Here is a 22106-nt window from a genome sequence, read left to right as displayed (position 1 = left end):
GCTGAATCGTTTGCGACATCGGCGGCCGATTCGTTTGCGACATCAGCTCCAAAGGGGCAGCGCACGTTACTTCGTGGGTGGTGAGCGCACGTCGCCTCGTGGGTGGTGAGCGCACGTCGTGGCGGTGTGCGAGGCGCAGCTGAGCCGGCGAACACGGCAGGGAGCGGCGGGCGAGCGCGTCACCCTTCGCGGCCAGCTCGTAACCGTCCATCCACGGTCGCCCGGCGCCGGAAGAGGTCGCCGCGTGTGCTCGCCGACAGAGATCTTGGACAGTTTCCGTCCGCTGGGCGGGCTGTGTCCAAGATCTGCGCGGGACGGGCGTCCCGGGGCGCGAACACGTCCCCCGGATGCCCATCGGCATGGTCGGGGTCTGGGTCGTTCACCGCGCGCCGTCTATACTGTGGGAAAGTTGTCTCAAATTATGGGAGGCTGCGATGGGCGTGGCGGACGTCTTCAACGCGTTGGCCGGCACGTACGACGAGTCGCGCAGGCGGCTGATTCCGTGCTTCGACGCCTTCTACGGCACCGCCGTCGACGTGGCAGCGCCGCCGCTGCGGGCCGCGCTCGCCGCGGGGCGTACCCCGGAGGTGTTGGATCTGGGCGCGGGCACCGGCCTGCTCTCGCTGCTGCTCTCCGCCGCGGTGCCCGGTGTCCGGTTGACCCTGGTGGACGGTGCTCCGGCGATGCTCGCCCGCGCCACCGACCAGTTGGACGCACGGTCCGTGCCGCACCGGACCGTGCAGGCGGACCTGGCCGACGAGCTGCCGCCCGGCCGGTACGACGCGGTGATCAGCGCCCTGGCGATCCATCACCTGGACGACGCCGGCAAGCGTGCGCTCTACCGGCGGGCTGCCTCCGCGCTGGTGCCGGGTGGGGTGTTCGTCAACGCCGAGCAGGTGGCCGGCCCGACCGCGGAGCTGGACCGGCGCTACGACGAGGTGTGGCTGGAGCGGATCGCCGAGCTGGGTGCGTCCCCCGACGAGATCGCGGCCTCCCAGGGACGGATGCGTCACGACCGCCCGGCGAGCGTGGCCGACCAGTGCCGGTGGCTCACCGAGGCGGGCCTCGTCGACGTCGACTGCTACTTCAAGGAGTGGCGCTTCGCGGTGTTCGGCGGTCGGGCGGCCGGGTGAGCCCGGCGTAATGTGCGTTTCTCCGCCGGTGGCGCAGCGGTGCGCGCGGGGATGACTGTCGGTCACACCGGTGGGTAATCTGCTCGGCATGACTGCCAAGGTGACTCTCTCGTTCACCGACGAGACGATCGAGGAGGCGCGGCGGTTCGCCAAGCGCGAAGGGCTGTCGCTCTCCGCGTGGATGGACCAGGCCGCCCGGGAGAAGGCGCTGCGCGAGGTCTTCACCGCGCACGCCGACGCCGTGGGCCGCGCCAGCCTGGATCTGGAGTCCGCCGCCCTCGCCGACGCCCGCGAGGTGGGCATGGTCAACGACCTGTTCTCCGACGGACGGCCGCGTGCTGCGTAGGGGTGAGATCTGGCGCATCGAGGGCGCCCGGGAACGCCTCGGCCTCGTGATCAGCTCGGACGTCTACAACTCCACAGGCGTGCCCATCGTGATCGTGGTCGAGGTGGTCGAGGAGTCGCTCCTGCGGGATTCGCCGCTCGCCGTCTCGATGGGCCGGTACGTGGTGATGCCCGACCGGATCTCCTCACCGATGAAGAAGTGGTTCACCGAGTGCGTGGACGTCGCCGACACCGACACCATGCTCCGGGTCGGCCGTGCGTTACGCATCCTCCAGCAGCTCTGACCGCGACAGCAGACCCGACCGCGTGCTCACCATCGCCGCCGGCCCGTGGTGCGATCCCCGTTTCCGGCCCGACCCGTGACGGGCACTGCCAGGTAACCGGGTGTTCCTAGCGTTTCCCCTCGTCACACCGACGAGGAGGAGCCGCCGTGAGCACGCTCACCAGCACCGCAGTCACCGCCGAGCCGCCCGCCGTCACCGGCCGCCGCCAGCCGCTGCACGACTGGCGCCCGGAGGACCCGGAATTCTGGCGAACCACCGGCGCGCCGATCGCCCGGCGCAACCTCTGGGTCTCGATCTTCGCGGAGCACGTCGGCTTCTCGGTGTGGAGTCTCTGGTCGGTCACCGTGCTCTTCCTCGGCCCCGCGTACGGCATCGACCCGGCCGGGAAGTTCCTGCTCACCGCCGTGCCGGCCGCGCTCGGCGCGGTGCTGCGGCTGCCGTACACGCTCGCGGTGGCCCGCTTCGGCGGACGACGCTGGACGATCATCAGCGCACTGCTGCTGCTGGTGCCCGCGGTGCCGATGACGGTCCTGCTGGAACCCGGGGTGTCCTACTCCACCCTGATGGTGCTCGCCTGCCTCACCGGGGTGGGCGGCGGCAACTTCGCCTCCTCGATGGCCAACATCAACCTGTTCTACCCCCAGCATCTCAAGGGCCGCGCCCTCGGGCTCAACGCCGGCGGCGGCAACCTGGGCGTACCCGCCGTGCAGCTTGTCGGTCTGGCGGTCCTCGCGACTGCGGGCGCCGCGTACCCCCGGTTGGTGCCGGCGGTCTACCTGCCGCTGATCGTGCTGGCCGCGCTGGCGGCGGCCCGCTGGTTGGACACCGTGCCCGGGGCCCGCAACGAGCCCGGCGCGTTGCGTGACGCGGCCCGTGACCCGCACACCTGGGTGATGTCACTGCTCTACATCGGTACCTTCGGCTCGTTCATCGGTTTCGGCTTCGCCTTCGGGCAGGTGCTCCAGCTCCAGTTCGCCGAGCGGTTCCCCACCCCGGTCGACGCCGCCTGGCTGACCTTCCTCGGCCCGCTCGTCGGCTCGCTGATCCGGCCGCTCGGTGGGCACCTCGCCGACCGGTTGGGCGGGGCCCGGGTGACCTTCTGGAACTTCGTGGCGATGGCGGCCGGCGCGAGCACCGTGCTGTACGCGGCCCGGGAGCGCTCGTTCGGGCTCTACCTGGCCGGGTTCATCGCCCTCTTCGTCTTCTCCGGCGTCGGCAACGGCTCCACGTACAAGATGATCCCGGCGATCTTCCGGGCCCGGGCGGCGGACGCGGTGGCCACGGGTGAGCGTGGTCCGGAGGCCGCCGCGCGGTGGGCGCGCAGGATGACCGGTGCGCTGATCGGCGTCGCGGGTGCGGTCGGCGCCTTCGGAGGGGTGCTCGTCAACATCGCGTTCCGGCAGTCGTTCCTCAGCTCGGGCAACGCCGACGCCGCCTACCTGGCCTTCATCGGCTGGTACGCGTTGTGTTTCGCGATCACCTGGGTCGTCTACCGGCGGCCGAGGGCGGGTCGGTGGGCCAACGTGTGAGCTGAGTCACCAACGGCGCGTCGCCGCGCGGCACCGCACCCCCGTTTTGACCTGCGCACGGGGCGCCGGGTATCGTTGCCTGCTGTTGTACGACATCCAGAGGCGTGCCCCATCAGGTACGCTTGGTCGTTCGTGCGCGCTGGTCCGGCCTGCAAGATCTGGTCACCTCGGCGCGCGACCCCAGACCGACGACGAGACAAGGTAGACCTGTGCGTACGTACAGCCCGAAGCCGGGTGAGATCGAGCGTCAGTGGCACGTCATCGACGCCTCTGATGTCGTGCTGGGCCGCCTGGCCACCCACGCCGCCACGTTGCTGCGTGGTAAGCACAAGCCGACTTTCGCGCCGCACGTCGACACGGGCGACTTCGTCGTCATCGTGAACGCGGGCAAGGTTGCGCTGACCGGCAACAAGCGCCAGACCAAGGTCGCTTACCGCCACTCCGGTTACCCGGGTGGTCTGAAGCAGATCGGTTACGACGAGCTGCTGACCAAGCGCCCCGAGCGGGCCATCGAGCTGGCTGTGAAGGGGATGCTCCCGCACAACAAGCTCGGCCGTCAGCTCATCAAGAAGCTGAAGGTCTACGCCGGTGCTGAGCACCCGCACCTCGCGCAGCAGCCGGTGCCGTTCGAGATCAAGCAGATCGCGCAGTGAGCGCGGGCGAAGGAAGCAGCATGACCGACATCATCGAGACCGAGGTCGCCCCGGAAGCCCCTGAGGCCACCGAGGCGCCGGCGCCCGTCGCCCGCGCGCCTCGTGGTGACCGGCCGATCCAGACCGTGGGCCGCCGCAAGGAGGCCATCGTCCGGGTCCGCATCGTCCCGGGCACCGGCAAGATCACCTGCAACGGCCAGGAGCTCGAGGCCTACTTCCCGAGCAAGGTGCACCAGCAGCTCATCAAGGACCCGCTGGTCACCGCCGAGAAGCTCGAGCAGTTCGACGTGATCGCCAACCTGCGTGGCGGCGGCACCACCGGCCAGGCCGGTGCGCTGCGGCTGGGCATCGCCCGCGCGCTGATCATCAACGAGCCGGACGACCGCCCGGCCCTGAAGAAGGCCGGCTTCCTCACCCGGGACGCCCGGGTCAAGGAGAGCAAGAAGTACGGCCTCAAGAAGGCCCGTAAGGCTCCTCAGTACTCGAAGCGCTGATCTTTCCCAGCGCGTTGTACTTCTGACGGACGGCCGGTCCGCCTCCCCTCTGCGGGGGAGGTGGGTCGGCCGTTCCGCTTTCTCCTCACTTGCAGTGCTCATTCGGAGGTTGGCGGGTATGGGTCGGTTGTTCGGCACGGACGGCGTACGCGGGCGGGCGAACGCGGATCTCACCCCGGAGTTGGCGCTGGCGCTCGCGGTGGCCGCCGCGCACACGCTCGCCGAGACGGACCGCAGCCATCCGCCGCTCGCCGTCGTCGGGCGGGACACCCGGGCCAGCGGCGAGATGCTCGAGGCCGCCGTGGTCGCCGGTCTGACGAGTGCCGGCGCCAACGTGGTGCGGGTCGGCGTGCTGCCCACCCCCGCGGTGGCGTTCCTCACCGCCGAGGCCAAGGCCGACCTGGGTGTGATGCTCTCCGCGTCACACAACCCGATGCCCGACAACGGCATCAAGCTCTTCGCCGCCGGTGGCCACAAGCTGCCCGACGAGATCGAGATGCAGATCGAGGCGGCCGTCGAGACGAACGCCACCACCGCCTGGGACCGGCCGATCGGCGCGGGCGTCGGCCGCGTGCACGACCTGCTCGACGGTGCCGACCACTACGTCCAGCACCTGGTGGGCACCGTTCCGCACCGGCTCGACGGGATCAAGGTCGTGGTCGACTGCGCCAACGGCGCCGCCGCCGAGGTCGCCCCCGTCGCCTACCGGGAGGCCGGTGCGGAGGTCGTCGCCATCCACGCGGAGCCCGACGGTCTGAACATCAACGACGACTGTGGGTCCAACCACATCGAGGCGCTGCGCGCCGCTGTGGTCGAGCACGGCGCCCACCTGGGCATCGCCCACGACGGCGACGCCGACCGCTGCCTGGCGGTCACCGCCGACGGCGACGAGGTGGACGGCGACCAGGTCATGGCGATCCTCGCGCTGGCCATGCGGGACGCCGGCACGCTCACCCAGGACACCCTGGTGGCCACCGTGATGAGCAACCTCGGGCTGCGACTCGCGATGTCCGCGCAGGGCATCCGGCTGGTCGAGACCAAGGTCGGCGACCGGTACGTGCTCGAGGAACTGCGCGCCTCCGGGCTGGCGCTCGGCGGTGAGCAGAGCGGCCACATCGTCATGCCCGCGCACGCCACCACCGGCGACGGGGTCCTCACCGGCCTACACCTGATGGCCCGGATGGCGGCCACCGGCCAGTCCCTGGCCGAGCTGGCCTCGGTGGTCACCAAGCTGCCCCAGGTGTTGATCAACGTGCCGGTCGGCGACCGGACCGTCGGTGCCGCCGCCCCCGCCGTACGCGCCGAGGTCGAGCGGGCCGAGGCGGAGCTGGGCGAGACCGGCCGGGTGCTGCTGCGCCCGTCGGGCACCGAACCGCTGGTCCGGGTGATGGTGGAGGCGGCCACCGAGGCGACCGCGCGTGAGGTCGCCGAGCGGATCGCCGAGCTGGTGCGCACCGCGAGCCCGGTCGCCTGAGGTCACCTCCGGGCGGCCTCACAACCGCAGTTGGGTCGCCCGCCCGTACGTGTCGGCGGGGTCCTCACCGTCAGTGAGGTCGAGGTCCTCGGTGACGCGTCCGTCGGTCAGCCGGACCAGCCGGTCACAGCGGGCCGCGATGGCCTGTTCGTGGGTGGCCAGCAGGATCGTCATGCCGTGCCGGTCACGGAGGTCGAGCAGCAGGTCGAGGATCTGCCCACCGGTGGTGGAGTCGAGGTTGCCGGTGGGCTCGTCGGCCAGCAGCAGGCCCGGCGCCCCCATCAGGGCCCGGGCGATGGCGACCCGTTGCTGCTGGCCACCGGAGAGCTGCGCGGGCAGGGCGCGCTCTCGGCCGGCCAGGCCGACCGCGTCGAGCAGTTCGCGGGCTCGGGTCGCGTGATCGGCCAGGCCCCGGCGGGGGAGGACGGGAGCGATCACGTTGTCCAGCACGGTGAGTGCGGGCAGCAGGTGGTAACGCTGGAACACGAACCCGACCCGCTGCCGGTAGCGGGCCAGTGCGGCACGGCGCAGCGAAGTGATCTCCACGTCGTCGACGGTGACGGTGCCGCTGTCGGCCTGCTCGATGGCGCCGATCAGGTGCAGCAGTGTCGACTTGCCCGAGCCGCTGGGACCGGTCAGCGCCACCACCGACCCAGCCATGATCTCCAACGAGACGTCGTCGACAGCTGTCAACTTTTCCGTGCCGGTACGGAACTGCCGGTTCAGCCCGACAGTCCGGACCGTGCTGCCGGTGGGTGCCTCCATCGTCACTCCTCCGCGAGTAGCCGTGCGGTCGGGAGCCGGCGCAGCAACGCGGCCGGCACGAGCGCCGCTAGACAGGTGAGCAGCACCCCGCCGAGGGCCACGGCGGCCGCGACCATGATCAGGGCGGCCGGCAGATCGCCGACCAGCCAGGCGGCCCCGGCGAGCCCGAGACCGGCGCCGGCCACCGCCCCGAGCGCGCCGATGAGGAACCCTTCGTAACCCACCAGGCGGCTCAGCGCGGTGTCCGTCCAGCCGACAGCACGCAGCGTGGACAACTCGGCGGCGCGGTCCCGGACGTTCAGGTACAGCACATCGGCGACGGCACCCGCGCCCAGCAGGACGGTGACGACTGCGGCCAGGGTGTCCGCACCCCGTACGTTCAGCGAGACGGTGTCACCGAGCAGATTGCCGACGATCGCGCCACGGAAGGCGTAGGCGGCGGCGCTGACCACTGTCAACGCGGTCAGCCCGATGGCCAGCGCTCCGGCCCCGAGCAGCGTGCGCCCGGGGGTGCGGACCAGGTTGACCACTGCCATCCCGAAGAGGTTTCTCGGCCGCCGCACCCACCGGGCCGGGGCGACCATGGGCCGCAGCGCGGCGGCCGGGTGCGCACCCGCAGCCCGCAGCGCCGGGGCCACGCCCGCCACCAGCGCCAGCAGCAGAGCCACCGGTACGGCGAGCGCTGCCTGATGCCAGCCGATCTCGATGTTCAGCGCGGCGGCCAACGGGAACGCCAGCCCGAGGGCGAGCAGGCCGGCGACCAACCCCAGCGCGGCCACCTCGCCGAGGACCAGCGTCGCGATCCGCCGTGCTGACCAGCCCAGGCAGGCGAGCACCGCCAGTTCGGGGCGGCGGTCCCGGACGGCGGCGGAGACCGCGTTGCCGAGGAACAGCGCGCAGACCACAAGCACCAGCCCGAAGAGGACGAGGCTCTTGCGGTCGACCGCCTTGGTGATCACCGAGGCGACCCCGAGCGCGGACCATGGCTCGGTCAGCCGTAGCTCGGGCCGGCCGAACGAGCCCGCCGGCAGCTCGACCGTCTGCGGGGCCGGAGACGAGCCGAAGGTGAGATCGACGTCCAGCCCGGTCTCGTCGGCGATCCGCTCCGCGACGAGCCGGACCCGTTCGGCGGACCGTTCGGTGTAGCCGGCGACGTCAGCGACCCGAACCCGGATCGCACTGATCGGTGCTGTCCGGGTGGGGGTGTCATCACCCTTCAGCAGCCCCGGCACCGCCCCCAGGCTGGTGAGCAGCAGGGGCGGTGCGGAGAGGTAGCCGGCGGGGTTGCCGCTCGGTTCCAACGGCCGGCCGCCAAGGGCCTGGCGGCTACGCTCGTCGGCACCGTCGGTGCGGGGCGGCTCGTACGTCTCCAGCGGCACCCGCGACAGGTCGCTGAACCCGCGCAGCTTCTCCGGATCGAAGACGCCGACGGCCTGCCAGGACCGGATCACACCCGACGGCGGCTGAGGGAGCGCACTCATCGGGCGGAAGCTGTTGTCGTCGGCAAGCCACGGACGGGAGCCGAAGTTGAGGTTGTTCTCGTTGCCGTAGACCGCGTGATCGAATGGCGGTCGCGCGACGGCACGCAGGGTGCCGTCGGGGAGTCGGTCGTACTCCGGGGGACCCGCTTGCATGATCGAGTGCAACTCGCCCCAGCAGCAGCCGGCCGGGGAGAGCCCTTCGGCGAGCAGGTCGCGGTACCCGTCGGCAAGCGCGTACTCCTCGGTCCCGACCTTGACCCCGGTGGCGTCGCCGAGCGCCTGTTCCAGGTCGGCGACGCTGAGCCCGGCGGGCCGCGCCTGCGGCAGCCGGGTGAGCGCGGACCGCACGGTGGCGTCGATGTAGGGGCGGCTGGTGCTCAACACCGGGATGGACCGGTCGGGCACATGGTTCGGGACGGCGGTTTCGGTGGCGGTGTCGTCTGGCCGGAGAGAGCGGCCCTCGGTGACCGCGTCGTCGAGGCCGACGAGACGCTGCTCCGCGGCGGGGTCGACGGCCGCCAGCAGGAACGGCACCGTCATCCGGTAGGTGTTCACCAGTCGGTCGGTGGCGACGCGTTCGGCCCGTCCGTCGCGCCACTGGTTCTCCTCGAAGCGCCCGTCGGGCAGCAGCCGGACGGTGTCGACGCTCCAGTCCTCCCGTTCGGAGGTCAGCCCACCGTTCGACGGCTTCGGGGTCAGGTAGGGGTCGCAGATCGGCTCGCTCCGTCCGTCGGGGAGCACCTCCCGTGGGACGTCGCCGCAGTACATGTCGTGCGGATACGACCGGCCGTCCGAGTACGGGATCGAGGACGAGTTCGCGCCGTAGTCCCCCTCCGGGTAGAGCAGCGGGCGCTTGGTCACGTACACGTAGCGCGGGCTGCTGGGGGCGGTGGAGAGCCCGCGCTCGGCGGTGAAGGTGGGATCGAGTCGGATGACCTGCTGATCCAGGGAGCGGTCGACCGCATCGGTCAGGTCGAACCGGACCCGCACGAACGAGGTCGAGTGACCAAGCATGGCGATCGGAGCGGCCACGTCGACGCCGGCGACCTGCTTCACCTGCTCGTACTGGGCGGGGGTGATGCCACCGAAGAGGCCGGACAGGTAGTTCGGACGAACCAACCCACGGTCGACCTCCAGCGGCGTGCGTGTCCCCTGGGGACGGACCAGGATGTCGTAGGCGGCGCGGGTGTTGCGCTCCAGCGAGCCGGTGACGTCGAGACGGGAGGTGGTGGTGGCGCCGGTCAGAACGATGAAGCCGGTGGTTGCCACCAGCACCCCTGTCAGCAGCGCCACCGACCGACCAGCACGGCCGCGTAGCTGCGCCCAGATGAACCCGAGCATGTCGCGCCTCCCCGTGTGCTACTCCACACTCTGCGCGTTACATTGTCACAATGCAAGACCTGGCCCGGTCGGTCAGCGGACACGGAGGAGAACAGTGGCGATCCAGCACGCGGTCCTGGCGCTGCTCGCGCGCGGCCCGAGCTACGGCTACGAGTTGAAGAGCGCCTTCGAGGCCGCCGCCGGGCCACAGTGGGGGCCGCTCAACATCGGCCACCTCTACCAGATCCTCGATCGGCTATCCCGGGACAGCCTGGTCGTCGCCGAGCGGCAGGCCCAGCAGGTCAAACCCGACCGGGTGGTCTACCAGATCACGCCGGCCGGGCGTACCGAACTCGGCCGCTGGCTCGACGAGCCGAGCCCGCGCAGTGGCGGCTTCCGGGACGACTTCTTCCTCAAGGTCACTGCCGCCGCCCGGTCGGGCTCCGTGCAGACCGTCCGCACCGTGCTCAGCAACCAACGTGGGTATCTGCTTCGCGAGTTGCGCAATCTGGACGGGCTGCGCCGCAAGGCCGCCGACCCGGTGGTCGGGCTGCTGCTCGCCGCGGCGAGCCGGCACGTCGAGGCCGACCTCGCCTTCGTCGACGATGCCGAGGCGGTGCTGCTGGCCGAGGGTGGCGAACTGCTCGCCACCCTCGCGGTCATACCGTCGCAGCTCACGTCGCCCACCGCCGACGCATCCTCGCCCCCATCGGCGGATGGCGCCGGCCCGGCCCAGGCCGCCGGCTGACCCCGTCGGTCAGCGACGCTCGCGCAGGGCGCGCAGCCGGGTGACCGCCTCGGTCAGCACCTCCGGGCGCTTGCAGAAGGCGAACCGGACCAGCCGCCGACCCGCGTCGGCATCGTCGTAGAAGACCTGGGTGGGCACCGCCACCACACCGCAGCGCTCTGGCAGCGAGCGGCAGAACTCCATGCCGTCCCGGCCGCCGAGGGCGGTGATGTCGGCGGTGACGAAGTACGTCCCCTCCGAGTCGAGCACCTCGAACCCGGCGTCGGTCAGCCCACCGACGAGCTGGTCACGCTGCTGCTGGAGGCTGTCCCGGAAGCCGGTGTAGTAGTCGTCCGGCAGGGCCAGCGCCACGGCCACCGCCGGTTGCAGTGGCGCGGCGTTGACGTAGGTGAGGAACTGCTTCACCCGCACCACCGCCGAGATCAGCGCCGCCGGGCCGCTCACCCAGCCGACCTTCCACCCCGTGCAGGAGAACGTCTTGCCGGCCGACGAGATGCGCAGGGTCCGCTCCCGCATCCCCGGCAGGGTGGCAAGCGGCACATGCGGGCTCGCCGCGTCGGTGAAGACCAGGTGCTCGTACACCTCGTCGGTGACCGCGTACGCGTCGAACTCCTGACACAACTCGGCGACCTGCGCCAACTCGGCCGCAGTGAAGACCTTGCCGGTCGGGTTGTGCGGTGAGTTCAGCAGCACCAGCCGGGTGCGCGGGCCGAACGCCGCGCGCAGCGCCGCCGGGTCGAAGGCGTACCGGCCGTCGGCCGCGGGACGCAGCGTCACCGGTCGGCGGACCGCCCCGGCGAGCGCGATCGAGGCGGCGTACGAGTCGTAGTACGGCTCGAAGCACACCACCTCGTCGCCCGGTTCGCAGAGCGCGAGGATGCTCGCCGCGACCGCCTCGGTCGCGCCCGCCGTGATCGCGACCTCGCCGTCCGGGTCGTACCCCAGGTCGTAGAACCGCCGCTGATGGGCCGCGACGGCCGCACGCAGGGCGGGGATCCCCGGGCCGGGCGGGTACTGGTTCTGCCCGCCGCGCAGCGCCTCGGCGGCGGCGGCAAGCATCTCCGGTGGGCCGTCGGTGTCGGGGAACCCCTGGCCGAGGTTGACCGCGCCGGTGCGTACCGCGAGGGCGGACATCTCGGCGAAGATCGTCGTGCCGAACGGCCGCATCCGGGCCACCAGCGGGTCGACATCGGTGCTCATCGTCACCTGCGCCAGCCTACGGCCACCGGCCGCCCGAACCCCAGCCCCTGCTCGCCTCGACCGACCGCGCGGGTAGGCCGCCGGGCGCGTCGGAGATGGCTGCTCCGGGCGGGAGTGGGTATGGGACGGACGAGCTGGGGATGGGGGGCGAAGGTCGTCCCGGTTGCGACGCTCCAGCCACCGATCGCTCAAATTCCGTGATTGATAACCCGACTTTCGAGCACCCATCGTGAGTGAAACTGCGTTAGGCTGCGGGCCATGTGTGGAATCGTGGGATACGCGGGCGCGCGCCCCGCACTCGGCATCGTCCTCGACGGGCTGCGGCGGTTGGAATACCGCGGCTACGACTCGGCAGGCGTCGCGATCGTCTGTGACGACCGGCTGCTGACCGAGAAGAAGGCCGGCAAGCTGGCCAACCTGGAGAAGGTGCTGTCCGAGCGGGCCGCCGACGACCCGACCTCCTGCGCAGCGAGCCCGATCGGCATCGGTGACGGCACCACAGGCATCGGGCACACCCGGTGGGCCACCCACGGTGGCCCGACCGACCGCAACGCCCACCCACACGTCGCCCCCGACGGGCGGGTCGCGGTCATCCACAACGGCATCATCGAAAACTTCGCCAAGCTCCGCGCCGAGCTGGAAGCCGACGGCGTCCAGTTCGCGAGCGACACCGACACCGAGTGCGCCGCGCACCTGCTCGCCGCCGCGCTTGCCGACCTGCGCGCCGCCGGCCAACCCGACGGCCCGCAGTTGCTCGCCGCCGGCATGCGGGTGGTCTGCCAGCGGCTGGAGGGCGCGTTCACCCTGCTCGCGGTGGACGCCGCGGTGCCCGGCGCGGTCGTCGGCGCCCGGCGCAACTCGCCGCTCGTGGTCGGCCGGGGCGACGGGGAAAACTACCTGGCCAGCGACGTGGCCGCGTTCATCGAGCACACCCGGGAAGCGGTCGAGCTGGGCCAGGACCAGATCGTGCTGATCACCGGTGACAGCATCGAGATCACCGACTTCGAGGGCCAGCCCGCCACCGGCAAGGACTTCCACATCGACTGGGACTCCTCGGCCGCGGAGAAGGGCGGCTACGACTGGTTCATGCTCAAGGAGATCGAGGAGCAGCCGCAGGCCATCGCCGACACGCTGCTCGGCCGGCTCACCGAGAGCGGCGAGATCGCCCTCGACGAGGTCCGTCTCAGCGACCAGGATCTGCGCGACGTCGACAAGATCTTCATCGTGGCCTGCGGCACCGCCTACCACGCCGGCATGGTCGCCAAGTACGCCATCGAGCACTGGACCCGGATCCCGTGCGAGGTGGAGCTGGCAAGCGAGTTCCGCTACCGCGACCCGGTGCTCGACAGGTCCACGTTGATCGTGGTCATCTCGCAGTCCGGCGAGACGATGGACACCCTGATGGCGCTGCGCCACGCCAAGGAGCAGAAGGCCCGGGTGCTGGCGATCTGCAACACCAACGGCTCGACCATCCCCCGCGAGTCCGACGCCGTGCTCTACACCCACGGCGGGCCGGAGATCGCCGTCGCATCCACCAAGGCGTTCCTCACCCAGGTGGTCGCCTGCTACCTGATCGGCCTGCACCTGGCCCAGGTGCGCGGGATCAAGTTCGCCGACGAGGTGGGCGCGGTGGTCGCGCAGTTGCAGGAGATCCCCGGCAAGCTGCGGGAGCTGCTCGACCGGATCGAGCCCGTCCGCGAGCTGGCCCGGGAGCTCAAGTCCGAGCCGACGGTGCTGTTCATCGGCCGGCACGTCGGCTACCCGGTGGCCCTGGAGGGCGCGCTGAAGCTCAAGGAGTTGGCGTACATGCACGCCGAGGGCTTCGCCGCCGGTGAGCTGAAGCACGGCCCGATCGCCCTGATCGACAAGGGCACCCCGGTGATCTGCGTGGTGCCCTCCCCGGTGGGCCGCGGCATGCTGCACGACAAGGTCGTCTCCAACATCCAGGAGGTCCGGGCCCGGGGCGCTCGGACCATCGTCATCGCCGAGGAGGGTGACGAGGCCGTCGTCAGGTACGCCGACCACCTGATCTACGTGCCGCGTACGCCCACCCTGCTGGCCCCGCTCGTCACCACCGTGCCGTTGCAGGTGCTCGCCGCCGAGATCGCCAACGCCCGGGGACACGACGTGGACCAGCCCCGCAACCTGGCCAAGTCGGTCACCGTCGAGTAACCACCTCGCACGTCCGGAACCCCGGTCGCCGCAGGCCGCGGCGGTCGGGGTTCCGTCGTCACCAGCCCAGCACCACCCGAGCCATCCCGTCCAGCGCCGGGTTACCCGCTTCCCAGTAGCCGGTGTGCCTGCCACGGCCGCTCGGGAACACCCGCCCACCGAAGCCAGGGTCGGCCGGGTCGTGACCGAACCACAGCTCGTGCCCCGTCCGGCCGGGCCAGCCCAGCACGCCGGCAAGCGGTGCCGCGCCGAGCAGGGCCCGCCGGCCCAGCTCGTCCGGTGGCCGGGCGGCCCGGATCACGTCGTCCGGGGCGCTGCTCGCCCAGACCTGCCCGGGTGGCACGCCCAACTCGGTGGCGTGTGACGCGCCGACGCCCGGCGAGCCGACGAAGACGAGCGCGTCGGCGGCGAGCCCATGCTCCCGGGCCGTCACCCCCACCACCAGCGACCCGTAGCTGTGCCCGAGCACGGTCTGCCGCGCCGGCGGCCCGTCGTGGCTGATCCGCAGCCCCTCCTGAAAGCGGTGCAGCGCCGGGCCGGCGTCCCGGGCCTGACCGGCCGAGGCGGCCTCGGCCAACTGGTCGGGAGCGTCGTAGTCCAACCAGAGCACCGCCGCGCTGCGCTCACCCGGTGCGAGCGCCGTGCACCGCTCCAGCACCCGGGCCGCCCGGCCCAGCTCACCGGGGGCGTCGTCCAGGCCGGCGGTCATCCCCGGCACGTAGGTCAGCACCCGGTCGGCATGGTCCGGGTCACCGAGGGCCACCACCGCCCGGCCCTCACCCGCCGGATCCAACCCGAGCAGGTACGCCCGCGGCGCCCCGCCAGCCGTCAGCCGCCCGGCCAGCGCCTCCAGGCCGGCCAACCGCCCGGCCACCCCACGCAACCGGATCGACGCGAGCGGCCCCGGCGGCACCCGGGACAGCAGACGCCGCCGCTCGGCGAGCAACTCCGTACGCCAAACGTCGAGCTGTAACCGGTTGGCCTGGTCGCGGGCGGCCACCGGCACCCCGTCCAACCGGCCGACCAGGGCCGACTCACGCCCGACCAGCCACCGTCGCTGCGCCGGAGTCAACCCGGACCACCACGCGCCGACAAGCGCGGGCGCGGTACCGAAGGCTGGTCGGCCCGGCGGCGGTGGGGACGCCCACCCGGTGCCGGCGGCCCGGGCCAGCTCGTCCAACCGGTCAGCGGCGACCCGGTCCGCGGCAGTTGCCCCGTCGAGCGCGGCCCGCAGGGCCGCGGCCACCCCATCCGCGGCCACCCCCGCCGCCGTCGTGCCCGCCCGGTCGCTGGGCCGGACCCGGGCGGGGTCGACCCGTACCCCGCCCGAGCGGTCCACCAGCAGGCCGGCCGCATCGGCCCGGGCGACCGCGTCGACGAGCCGAGCCTTCGCCACCGTCAACCGACCCGCCAACTCGGCAAGCACCTGGTCGACCTCGATCAGCGCGGGTGCGATCGAGGCCAGCTCGTCCCGGAGACCGGCGAGCCGGGTGTCGGCGGCCGTGGCCGCCGGGCCCGACCAACCGCCCCGCAACCGCCCGCCGCTGGTGCGCAGCCCGTCGACCCGCCGGTCGACCGGCCCGGTCAACCCCGCCCACGCCGCCCCGGCAACCCGCCACCCGTCCGGATCGACAGCCCACAGCTGTCGATAGCCGACGCTGCTCACCGGGGCAGGGCGGCGAATCGGTCGGCGGCCCGGTCGTCCACCGTCTCGTACGACTCGGCCGCCACCCGGACCCCGCCGGAGGTCGCCGCGACCCGGGCACCGAGCCGGCAGAACCACGCGTGCCCGGCGGTCTCCAACGCGGCCAGGGCCACGCCCGCTCGCCACCCGGGTGCCGCCACCACCAACCCGGGGAAGCCCGCGAGGCCCGACGCCAACCGCCGCGCCTCGTCGTCGAGCAGGACGGCGACCGCCCGCAACTCCTCCGGCCGGACAGCGAACGGCTCGTCGCTCATGGCCACACCCCCGTGGACGATCGGTATCGACGCGCTGACGCTAGGCGCGAACCGGAGGCCGTGCGGTGCCCTGTGGACAGCCGGCGTCGAGGCGTACGCCGGGGTGTCCACAGGCGTTGCCCAGCGCGAGCCCGACGGCTAATCTGCGGCCCCGCCCGCCGGTAGGGTGAGATGGTGATCGTCGCTGTCGGCATCGATGTCGTCCTGGTCGACCGGTTCGCCCGGGCCCTGGCACGGACGCCGCTGCTCGCCGACCGGCTCTTCACCCGGGGTGAGCGGCACACCCGCTCCGGCCACCCGCGCTCGCCCGAGTCGCTCGCCGCCCGGTTCGCCGCCAAGGAGGCGGTGGCCAAGGCGCTCGGCGCTCCGGCCGGGCTGAGCTGGCACGACTGCGAGATCGTGCCCGACCCGGATGGCCGCCCCTGGCTTGCCGTCACCGGCACGGTCGCGGCGGCGGCCGACGCGCGTGGGGTCAACCACTGGCACCTCTCGCTGTCGCACGACGGCGGGATCGCGTCGGCGATGGTGGTCGCGGAACGATGACGTCGGCTGGGAGGGCCGAGCAGGTCCGCCCGCGAACGGGATGGGACACGGTGGCATGAGATCGGTGTGGCGGGTGGCCGACGTACGGGCGGCCGAGGCGGGGCTGATGGGCACGCTGCCCGAGGGGACGCTGATGCAGCGGGCCGCTGCCGGCCTGGCTCGTCGAGCCGCGCTCCTGCTCGACGAGCGGGGCGGGGTCTACGGCGGCAGGGTGTTGCTGCTTGTCGGCTCCGGCGACAACGGCGGCGACGCGCTGTACGCAGGTGAGCGGTTGGCCCGCCGAGGTGTCCAGGTGTCCGCCGTGCTGCTCACCCCCGGGCGGGCGCACGCCGCCGGCCTGGCCGCGCTGCGTGCCGCCGGCGGTCGTCTGGTGCCGGGTCCGTCCGGCCCGGTCGACCTGGTCGTCGACGGCATCGTCGGCATCGGCGGCACCGGTGGGCTCCGGGCGAACGCGGACGAGCTGGTCCAACGCCTCGGCGACCTGCGGGGCCGCGACGGGGAGCGGGCCACCGTGCTTGCGGTCGACGTGCCCAGCGGGGTCGCCGTCGACACCGGCCACGTGCCGCTCTCCGCGTCCGGCCGGCCCACCGCGGTCCGCGCCGACGTGACGGTGGCCTTCGGCGCGCTGAAGCCCGCCCTGGTGGTCGGGCCGGCCGCCGCGCTGGCCGGGCAGGTCGAGCTTGTCGACATCGGGTTGCGGCAGTGGCTGCGCGGCACCCCGGCGTTGCGGGTCACCGAGTGGTCCGACCTGGTCGACTGGTGGCCGAAGCTGGGCCCGGCGTCGGAGAAGTACACCCGGGGCGTGGTGGGGGTGGCGACCGGGTCGGAGACCTACCCCGGTGCGGCGGTGCTCTCCGTGGGCGGCGCGCTGGCCGGGCCGACCGGCCTGGTCCGCTACGCCGGCGGTGCCCGCGCCGAGGTGCTGCACCAGCACCCCTCGGTGATCGCCAGTTCGCGGGTCGCCGACGCGGGCCGGGTGCAGGCCTGGGTCTGCGGCTCCGGGCTGGGCACCGGCCCGGAGGCGGCGGCCGAGCTGCGGGCCGTCCTGGCCGCCCCGGTGCCGGTGGTGCTCGACGCCGACGCCCTGACCCTGCTCGTGGACGGCTCACTCGCCGACCGGCTGCGGGGTCGGGACGCGCCAATCGTGGTCACCCCGCATGATCGGGAGTTCACCCGCCTCTGCGGGGAGGAACCGGGCGCCGACCGGGTCGGCGCCGCGCTGCGGCTGGCCGCCTGGATGAACGCGGTGGTGCTGCTGAAGGGGGACCGCACGGTGATCGGCACGCCGAACGGTCGGGCGTACGTCAACCCGACCGGCACCCCGGCGCTGGCCACCGGTGGCACCGGCGACGTGCTGGCCGGGCTGCTCGGCTCGCTGCTGGCGGGCGGGGTGCCCGCCGATCGGGCGGCGGCTTCGGCCGCGTACCTGCATGGGCTCGCCGGGCGGGAGGCGGCCCGGAGCGGGCCGGTGACCGCGCCCGACGTGGCGGCGGCGTTGCGCCCGGTGCTGGCCCCGCTGGGCTGAACCGGCCGGTTCCGGGCCCGGTGACCGGCTCACCGTGCCGGCACGTGCGTCGCCGCCCGCGGTGATCACGGCGGAAAGTAGGCTGGGAGCATGTGGCAGGCCGAGGTACGCGTCGATCTTGATGCCATCCGCGAGAACGTGAGCAGACTCCGGTCCGGCACCAACGCCGAGGTGATGGCGGTGGTGAAGGCCGACGGGTACGGCCACGGCATGCTTCCCGCCGCCCGCGCGGCGCTCGACGCCGGCGCGGACTGGCTCGGCGTCTGCACCCTCGACGAGGCGCTCACCCTGCGCCGGGGTGGGGTGACCGTGCCGGTGCTGGCCTGGCTGCTCGCGCCCGGCCTGCCGCTGCACGAGGGGGTCAGCGCCGGGGTGGACCTGGGCGCGGCCAGCCTGGCGCAGCTTGACGAGATGAGCGCGGCGAGTCGTCTCGCTGGGCGTCCCGCCCGCCTGCACCTCAAGATCGACACGGGGTTGTCCCGGGGCGGCGCGACCGTCGCCGACTGGCCCGCGCTGCTCGACGCCGCCGCGAAGGCGCAGGCCGACGGCCTGGTCGAGGTGGTCGGCGTGTGGAGCCACTTCGTGTACGCGGACTCGCCCGGTCACCCCACCACCGACCGTCAACTGGCCGTCTTCCACGAAGGGCTGGCAATGGTCGAGCGGGCCGGTCTTCGACCGCGCTGGCGGCACCTCGCCAACTCGGCGGCCACCCTCACCCGCCCGGACACCCACTTCGACATGGTCCGCCCCGGCCTGGCCGTCTACGGGCTCTCCCCGGTGGCCGGCGAGACGTACGGGCTGCGGCCGGCGATGACCGCCCGCGCCCGGGTGATGCTCACCAAGCGGGTGCCCGCCGGCACCGGCATCTCCTACGGGCACGCCTACACGACGCAGAACGACGCGAACCTGGCCGTGGTGCCACTCGGGTACGCCGACGGGGTTCCGCGCCACGCGTCGAACACCGGCCCGGTCCAGCTCGGCGGCGTACGCCGGACGATCTCGGGGCGGGTCTGCATGGACCAGTTCGTACTCGACTGCGGCGACGACCCGGTGGCCGACGGCGACGTGGCGACCCTCTTCGGCAGCGGCGCCGACGGCGAGCCGACGGCTGACGACTGGGCCGAGGCGGTCGGCACCATCAACTACGAGATCGTGACGCGGTTCGGCAGCACCCGGGTGCCACGGGTCTACGACGGCGTGGCGCCATGAGTTACCGCATTCCACGTCCGCGCACGGCCGCCGGCCGGGTCGCGGGGATCGTCGGCGCGGCGGTGGGGGTGGCCGCGGCGGGTCTGGCGGCCGGCGTCGCGACCGAACGGACCCTGGTCCGCCGGCTCAAGGCCGACCCGGCCGACCGCTACGCGCACGAGACGTTCGACAAGCAGCGGTACGACGAGGCGTTCCGGCTCGAGTTGCCGGACGGCACCGACATCCAGGTCGAGGTGGTCGAGCCGACCCGGCCGGTGCCGGGGCACCCGACGGTGGTGCTGGTGCACGGCTTCTGCCTGGACATGGGGACCTTCCACTTCCAGCGCCAGATGCTCGCCGCCCGCGGCGACTACCGGATCGTGGCGTACGACCAGCCCGGTCACGGCCGGTCCGGCCGCCTGGAGACCGGCGAGTACGACCTCGCGGTGCTCGGCCGGACGCTGCGCCAGGTGATCGACCGAACCGCCCCGGACGGGCCGCTCGTGCTTGTCGGCCACTCGATGGGCGGCATGACCATCATGGCGTTCGCCGAGTTGTTCCCGGAGCTGTTCGGTGACCGGGTGGTGGGCACCGTTCTGATGGCCACGTCGGGCGGGCTCGTCGCGGAGACCAAGCTGGTCGCTCCCGCGCTGCTCGGCCGGGTCGGCGGCCCGGTGCTCTACATGGTGAGCAACGCCACCCGGTACGGCGGGCCGGTGATCGACAAGGCCCGCAAGTCGACGTCGAACGTGGCCTGGCTGCTGACCCGCAAGTACGGCTTCGGCACCCGCAAGCCCAGCCCGTCGCTGGTGTCCTACGTGGAGACGATGAACTCCCGGACGTCGGCCGACACGGTCACCCGCTACCTGCGGACCCTGGCCACCCACTCGCGCTTCCCGGCGCTGGCGGCGCTGGCGTCGACGCCGGTGTTGGTGGTGGTCGGAGACAAGGACATGATCACTCCGGTGACACACTCGGAGGAGATCGTCCGCCGGTTGCCGCACGCCGAGTTCGTGAAGATCAAGGACAGCGGCCACGTGGTGATGCTGGAGCACGCGGACGAGGTCAACGCCGCCCTGGCGCGGTTCCTGGAGTCACTGCAGAGCGTGGAGGAACGGTGAGTCACGTCGTCAAGCTGCCGACCGTCGAGGACACTCGGGACTTCGGCCGGCGGCTGGCCGGGCTGCTGCGCGCCGGCGACCTGGTGCTGTTGACCGGCCCGCTGGGTGCCGGCAAGACCGCGCTCACCCAGGGCATCGGTGTCGGGCTCGGTGTCCTCGGGGACATCACCTCGCCGACCTTCGTGATCGCCCGGGTGCACCGACCCGATCCGGCCCGGGGCGGCCGGGTGGCACTCGTGCACGCCGACGCGTACCGGTTGGGCGACGCCACCGACCCGCGCGCCGAGATCGACGACCTGGACCTCGACGCGTCGGTGGACGACTCGGTCACGGTGGTGGAGTGGGGCGAGGGTCTGGTCGAGCAGTTGGTCGACGCGCACCTGTGGGTTCGCATCGACCGCCGGGACGACGACACCCGCATCGTCGAGTTGGACCCGGTCGGCGGCGACTGGGCCCGGCGACTCGCCGACCTGGGCTAGGTCCGCGGGTGTCGTACCGGGTGCCTAGAGTGCGGGGGACCGACCCGCGCTGGAAGAGGTTCCTGATGCCCGACGACGCTCCCGCCCTGGATCTGCTGGCCCTGCTGCCGGAGCAGTGGCGTGCCGTGCTCACCCCGCACCTCGACCCGGCCCGCACGGCCGCGCTTGGCGAGTTCGTCGCCCGGGAATACGCGACACAGACCGTCTTCCCGCCGCTGGAGGACCTGTTCTCGGCCTATCGGCTCTGCTCACCGCAGGACACCCGCGTGCTGATCCTCGGGCAGGATCCCTACCACCGGGCCGGGCAGGCACACGGGTTGAGCTTCAGCGTCCGTGACGGGGTGACGGTGCCGCCGTCGTTGCGCAACGTCTTCAAGGAACTGGGCGAGGACGTCGGCGTCCCCAAGCCGAGCAGCGGCAACCTCGACGGTTGGGCCGCGCAGGGTGTGTTGCTGCTCAACTCGGTGTTGACCGTCCGGCAGGCCACCCCGGGCTCGCACGGCAACGCCGGCTGGGAAGAGTTCACCGATGCGACAATCCGGGCGCTGGACGCGGCACCGGGTCGGGTGGTCTTCCTGCTCTGGGGCGGTTACGCCCGGAAGAAGGCCGCGCTTGTCACCAACCCGCAGCACGTGGTGCTGGAGGCAGGCCACCCCAGCCCGATGAATCCGCGCGGCTTCCTCGGCAGCCGTCCGTTCAGTGCCGCCAACAAGGCACTCGCCGACGCCGGCCTGCCCACCATCGACTGGGAGCGCACCGCCGGCTGAGCTGGGCTCGGGCAGCGGCTGGTTCGGACCGGCAGTTGGCTCAGCCGTCGCTGGCCAACTGTCGGTCCCGGTAGCGGCTCAACAGTTCGGCGGCTCGCGGCTCGCTGAGTTCCAGCTCGACAAGCGGCACCACCTGGTAGGTCCGCCCGCCGTGGCGCACCTCGATCGTCTCGGGCAGTTCGTCGCACATCGTGGCCCTGATCTCCCCGTACCGGGTCGACCACAGATGGTCGCCCGGTTCCTCGGGCTCCAACCACACCCCGCCGAACTCACCCCAGCGGGCGTTCCACCGCTGGCCGTAGTTCGCCTCCAGCCAGCGGGTGAACGGCTTGGAGTCCCGCCAACGCAGGGCGATATCCAGCGCGTCGACCGGCACCGGCGCGCCCTGTAGCAACGCCGCGGTGCAACCGGTGATCACCTGCGGGAAGTTGGTGAGTCGATCCAGTAGCCGATCCAGCCCCAACCCGTCGATCCGCTCGGCGATCGGCCGGGCGGCCAGGTCGTCGATCTGGGCGTCGAGGTGCGCGTCCAACGGCTCGACCCCGACCACCAACTGCACGTCCATCGCGGCAAGCAACCGCTCCAGCACCGGGATGGTCGGTGCTCGCTCACCGCGTTCGAACCGGGCCACCGCAGCCTGGCTGACCTCGGCGAGTGCGGCCAACTGACGCTGGCTCAGCTCGCGTAGCTGTCGTTGATGCCGCACGGCGGCACCGAGCACTGTGACAAGGCGAGTCGATGACATCCCGGCATGGTGGACCACGGGCGAGATGCCCGGGATCCCGCTGCGGCAGGTCGGCGACTTGCGGCGCGATCAGCGCCCCACAATCGCCGAGCGCATGGCTCGGCAGGCATCCCCTCGATGAGCGTGATGTCTGTGAGTCATCGTGATTACTCACAGACATCAGGCTCATTTGCGGATGTAG

Annotated in this window: 21 protein-coding genes; 15 read left to right on the top strand and 6 right to left on the bottom strand. The window is 72.3% G+C overall.

Features of this window, described 5'->3' with window-relative positions; all coding sequences use genetic code 11:
• Nucleotides 1-434 precede the first annotated feature (434 nt).
• The 7 genes from AB0C15_RS28585 to glmM all read left to right on the top strand — a co-directional run bounded on the left by AB0C15_RS28585 (nucleotide 435) and on the right by glmM (nucleotide 5912).
• Complete coding sequence (locus tag AB0C15_RS28585; RefSeq protein WP_357357062.1) at nucleotides 435-1133, top strand: class I SAM-dependent methyltransferase; 699 nt, start codon at nucleotides 435-437, stop codon at nucleotides 1131-1133.
• A gap of 88 nt (nucleotides 1134-1221) precedes the next feature.
• Complete coding sequence (locus tag AB0C15_RS28580; RefSeq protein WP_357357060.1) at nucleotides 1222-1479, top strand: DUF6364 family protein; 258 nt, start codon at nucleotides 1222-1224, stop codon at nucleotides 1477-1479.
• The gene (locus AB0C15_RS28575) at nucleotides 1469-1762 is read left to right on the top strand and encodes a type II toxin-antitoxin system PemK/MazF family toxin (protein ID WP_357357058.1); all 294 of its coding nucleotides are present in this window, start codon (nucleotides 1469-1471) and stop codon (nucleotides 1760-1762) included. The genes AB0C15_RS28580 and AB0C15_RS28575 overlap by 11 nt, the downstream gene beginning before the upstream one ends.
• Nucleotides 1763-1908: 146 nt before the next feature.
• Entirely contained in the window at nucleotides 1909-3291 is a 1383-nt protein-coding gene (locus tag AB0C15_RS28570) for a nitrate/nitrite transporter (protein ID WP_357357055.1), read from the top strand.
• 209 nt (nucleotides 3292-3500) lie between these two features.
• Nucleotides 3501-3944 (top strand): 50S ribosomal protein L13, encoded by a 444-nt coding sequence (rplM, locus tag AB0C15_RS28565; protein ID WP_053653864.1) that lies wholly within the window; start codon nucleotides 3501-3503, stop codon nucleotides 3942-3944.
• A 20-nt stretch (nucleotides 3945-3964) separates the two neighbouring features.
• Nucleotides 3965-4438 carry a 30S ribosomal protein S9 gene (gene rpsI / locus AB0C15_RS28560; RefSeq protein WP_357357053.1) on the top strand — a complete coding sequence of 158 codons (474 nt, stop codon included), beginning with the start codon at nucleotides 3965-3967 and terminating at the stop codon, nucleotides 4436-4438.
• 118 nt (nucleotides 4439-4556) lie between these two features.
• Complete coding sequence (gene glmM, locus AB0C15_RS28555) at nucleotides 4557-5912, top strand: phosphoglucosamine mutase (protein ID WP_357357051.1); 1356 nt, start codon at nucleotides 4557-4559, stop codon at nucleotides 5910-5912.
• 18 nt (nucleotides 5913-5930) lie between these two features.
• Here glmM and AB0C15_RS28550 read toward each other — a convergent pair whose 3' ends face one another.
• Together AB0C15_RS28550 and AB0C15_RS28545 are read right to left on the bottom strand one after the other, a co-directional pair.
• Nucleotides 5931-6677 carry an ABC transporter ATP-binding protein gene (locus AB0C15_RS28550; RefSeq protein WP_357357049.1) on the bottom strand — a complete coding sequence of 249 codons (747 nt, stop codon included), beginning with the start codon at nucleotides 6675-6677 and terminating at the stop codon, nucleotides 5931-5933.
• A 2-nt stretch (nucleotides 6678-6679) separates the two neighbouring features.
• A complete protein-coding gene (locus tag AB0C15_RS28545) occupies nucleotides 6680-9499 on the bottom strand; it encodes an FtsX-like permease family protein (RefSeq protein ID WP_357357047.1) in 2820 nt (939 codons plus the stop codon).
• A 94-nt stretch (nucleotides 9500-9593) separates the two neighbouring features.
• Here AB0C15_RS28545 and AB0C15_RS28540 point away from each other — a divergent pair, with 94 nt between their 5' ends.
• Complete coding sequence (locus AB0C15_RS28540; RefSeq protein WP_357357045.1) at nucleotides 9594-10226, top strand: PadR family transcriptional regulator; 633 nt, start codon at nucleotides 9594-9596, stop codon at nucleotides 10224-10226.
• Between the two features lie 9 nt (nucleotides 10227-10235).
• On the opposite strand, the gene AB0C15_RS28535 is transcribed toward AB0C15_RS28540, so the two are convergent.
• Nucleotides 10236-11426: a pyridoxal phosphate-dependent aminotransferase gene (locus tag AB0C15_RS28535; RefSeq protein WP_357357090.1), complete on the bottom strand. Its 1191-nt coding sequence runs from the start codon at nucleotides 11424-11426 to the stop codon at nucleotides 10236-10238.
• A gap of 258 nt (nucleotides 11427-11684) precedes the next feature.
• On the opposite strand from AB0C15_RS28535, the gene glmS reads away from it, so the two are divergent.
• Nucleotides 11685-13598 (top strand): glutamine--fructose-6-phosphate transaminase (isomerizing), encoded by a 1914-nt coding sequence (gene glmS / locus AB0C15_RS28530; protein ID WP_357357043.1) that lies wholly within the window; start codon nucleotides 11685-11687, stop codon nucleotides 13596-13598.
• A 58-nt stretch (nucleotides 13599-13656) separates the two neighbouring features.
• On the opposite strand, the gene AB0C15_RS28525 is transcribed toward glmS, so the two are convergent.
• Both AB0C15_RS28525 and AB0C15_RS28520 read right to left on the bottom strand, forming a co-directional pair.
• Nucleotides 13657-15264: an alpha/beta hydrolase gene (locus tag AB0C15_RS28525; RefSeq protein WP_357357041.1), complete on the bottom strand. Its 1608-nt coding sequence runs from the start codon at nucleotides 15262-15264 to the stop codon at nucleotides 13657-13659.
• On the bottom strand, nucleotides 15261-15557 hold the full coding sequence (locus AB0C15_RS28520; protein WP_357357039.1) for a hypothetical protein: 297 nt from the start codon (nucleotides 15555-15557) through the stop codon (nucleotides 15261-15263). The genes AB0C15_RS28525 and AB0C15_RS28520 overlap by 4 nt, the downstream gene beginning before the upstream one ends.
• A 174-nt stretch (nucleotides 15558-15731) precedes the next feature.
• On the opposite strand from AB0C15_RS28520, the gene AB0C15_RS28515 reads away from it, so the two are divergent.
• The 6 genes from AB0C15_RS28515 to AB0C15_RS28490 all read left to right on the top strand — a co-directional run bounded on the left by AB0C15_RS28515 (nucleotide 15732) and on the right by AB0C15_RS28490 (nucleotide 21180).
• Nucleotides 15732-16100 (top strand): holo-ACP synthase, encoded by a 369-nt coding sequence (locus AB0C15_RS28515; protein WP_357357036.1) that lies wholly within the window; start codon nucleotides 15732-15734, stop codon nucleotides 16098-16100.
• Nucleotides 16101-16155: 55 nt separating this feature from the next.
• Nucleotides 16156-17625: an NAD(P)H-hydrate dehydratase gene (locus tag AB0C15_RS28510; RefSeq protein WP_357357034.1), complete on the top strand. Its 1470-nt coding sequence runs from the start codon at nucleotides 16156-16158 to the stop codon at nucleotides 17623-17625.
• Nucleotides 17626-17715: 90 nt separating this feature from the next.
• Nucleotides 17716-18834: an alanine racemase gene (gene alr / locus AB0C15_RS28505; RefSeq protein ID WP_357357032.1), complete on the top strand. Its 1119-nt coding sequence runs from the start codon at nucleotides 17716-17718 to the stop codon at nucleotides 18832-18834.
• Nucleotides 18831-19934: an alpha/beta hydrolase gene (locus tag AB0C15_RS28500; protein ID WP_357357030.1), complete on the top strand. Its 1104-nt coding sequence runs from the start codon at nucleotides 18831-18833 to the stop codon at nucleotides 19932-19934. Before alr ends, AB0C15_RS28500 begins: the two co-directional genes overlap by 4 nt.
• Nucleotides 19931-20413 (top strand): tRNA (adenosine(37)-N6)-threonylcarbamoyltransferase complex ATPase subunit type 1 TsaE, encoded by a 483-nt coding sequence (tsaE, locus tag AB0C15_RS28495; protein WP_357357028.1) that lies wholly within the window; start codon nucleotides 19931-19933, stop codon nucleotides 20411-20413. The genes AB0C15_RS28500 and tsaE overlap by 4 nt, the downstream gene beginning before the upstream one ends.
• A gap of 65 nt (nucleotides 20414-20478) precedes the next feature.
• Complete coding sequence (locus AB0C15_RS28490; RefSeq protein ID WP_357357026.1) at nucleotides 20479-21180, top strand: uracil-DNA glycosylase; 702 nt, start codon at nucleotides 20479-20481, stop codon at nucleotides 21178-21180.
• A gap of 40 nt (nucleotides 21181-21220) precedes the next feature.
• Here the strand turns inward: AB0C15_RS28490 and AB0C15_RS28485 are convergent, their stop codons facing one another.
• Nucleotides 21221-21925, bottom strand: coding sequence for a helix-turn-helix transcriptional regulator (locus AB0C15_RS28485; protein ID WP_357357024.1), 705 nt, complete (start codon nucleotides 21923-21925; stop codon nucleotides 21221-21223).
• Nucleotides 21926-22106: the final 181 nt, after the last annotated feature.

Source organism: Micromonospora sp. NPDC048835, from assembly GCF_040649995.1.
GTDB lineage: Bacteria > Actinomycetota > Actinomycetes > Mycobacteriales > Micromonosporaceae > Micromonospora.
The sequence above is the reverse complement of the archived record's forward strand: the minus strand, read 5'-3'. Positions and strand labels throughout refer to the sequence as shown.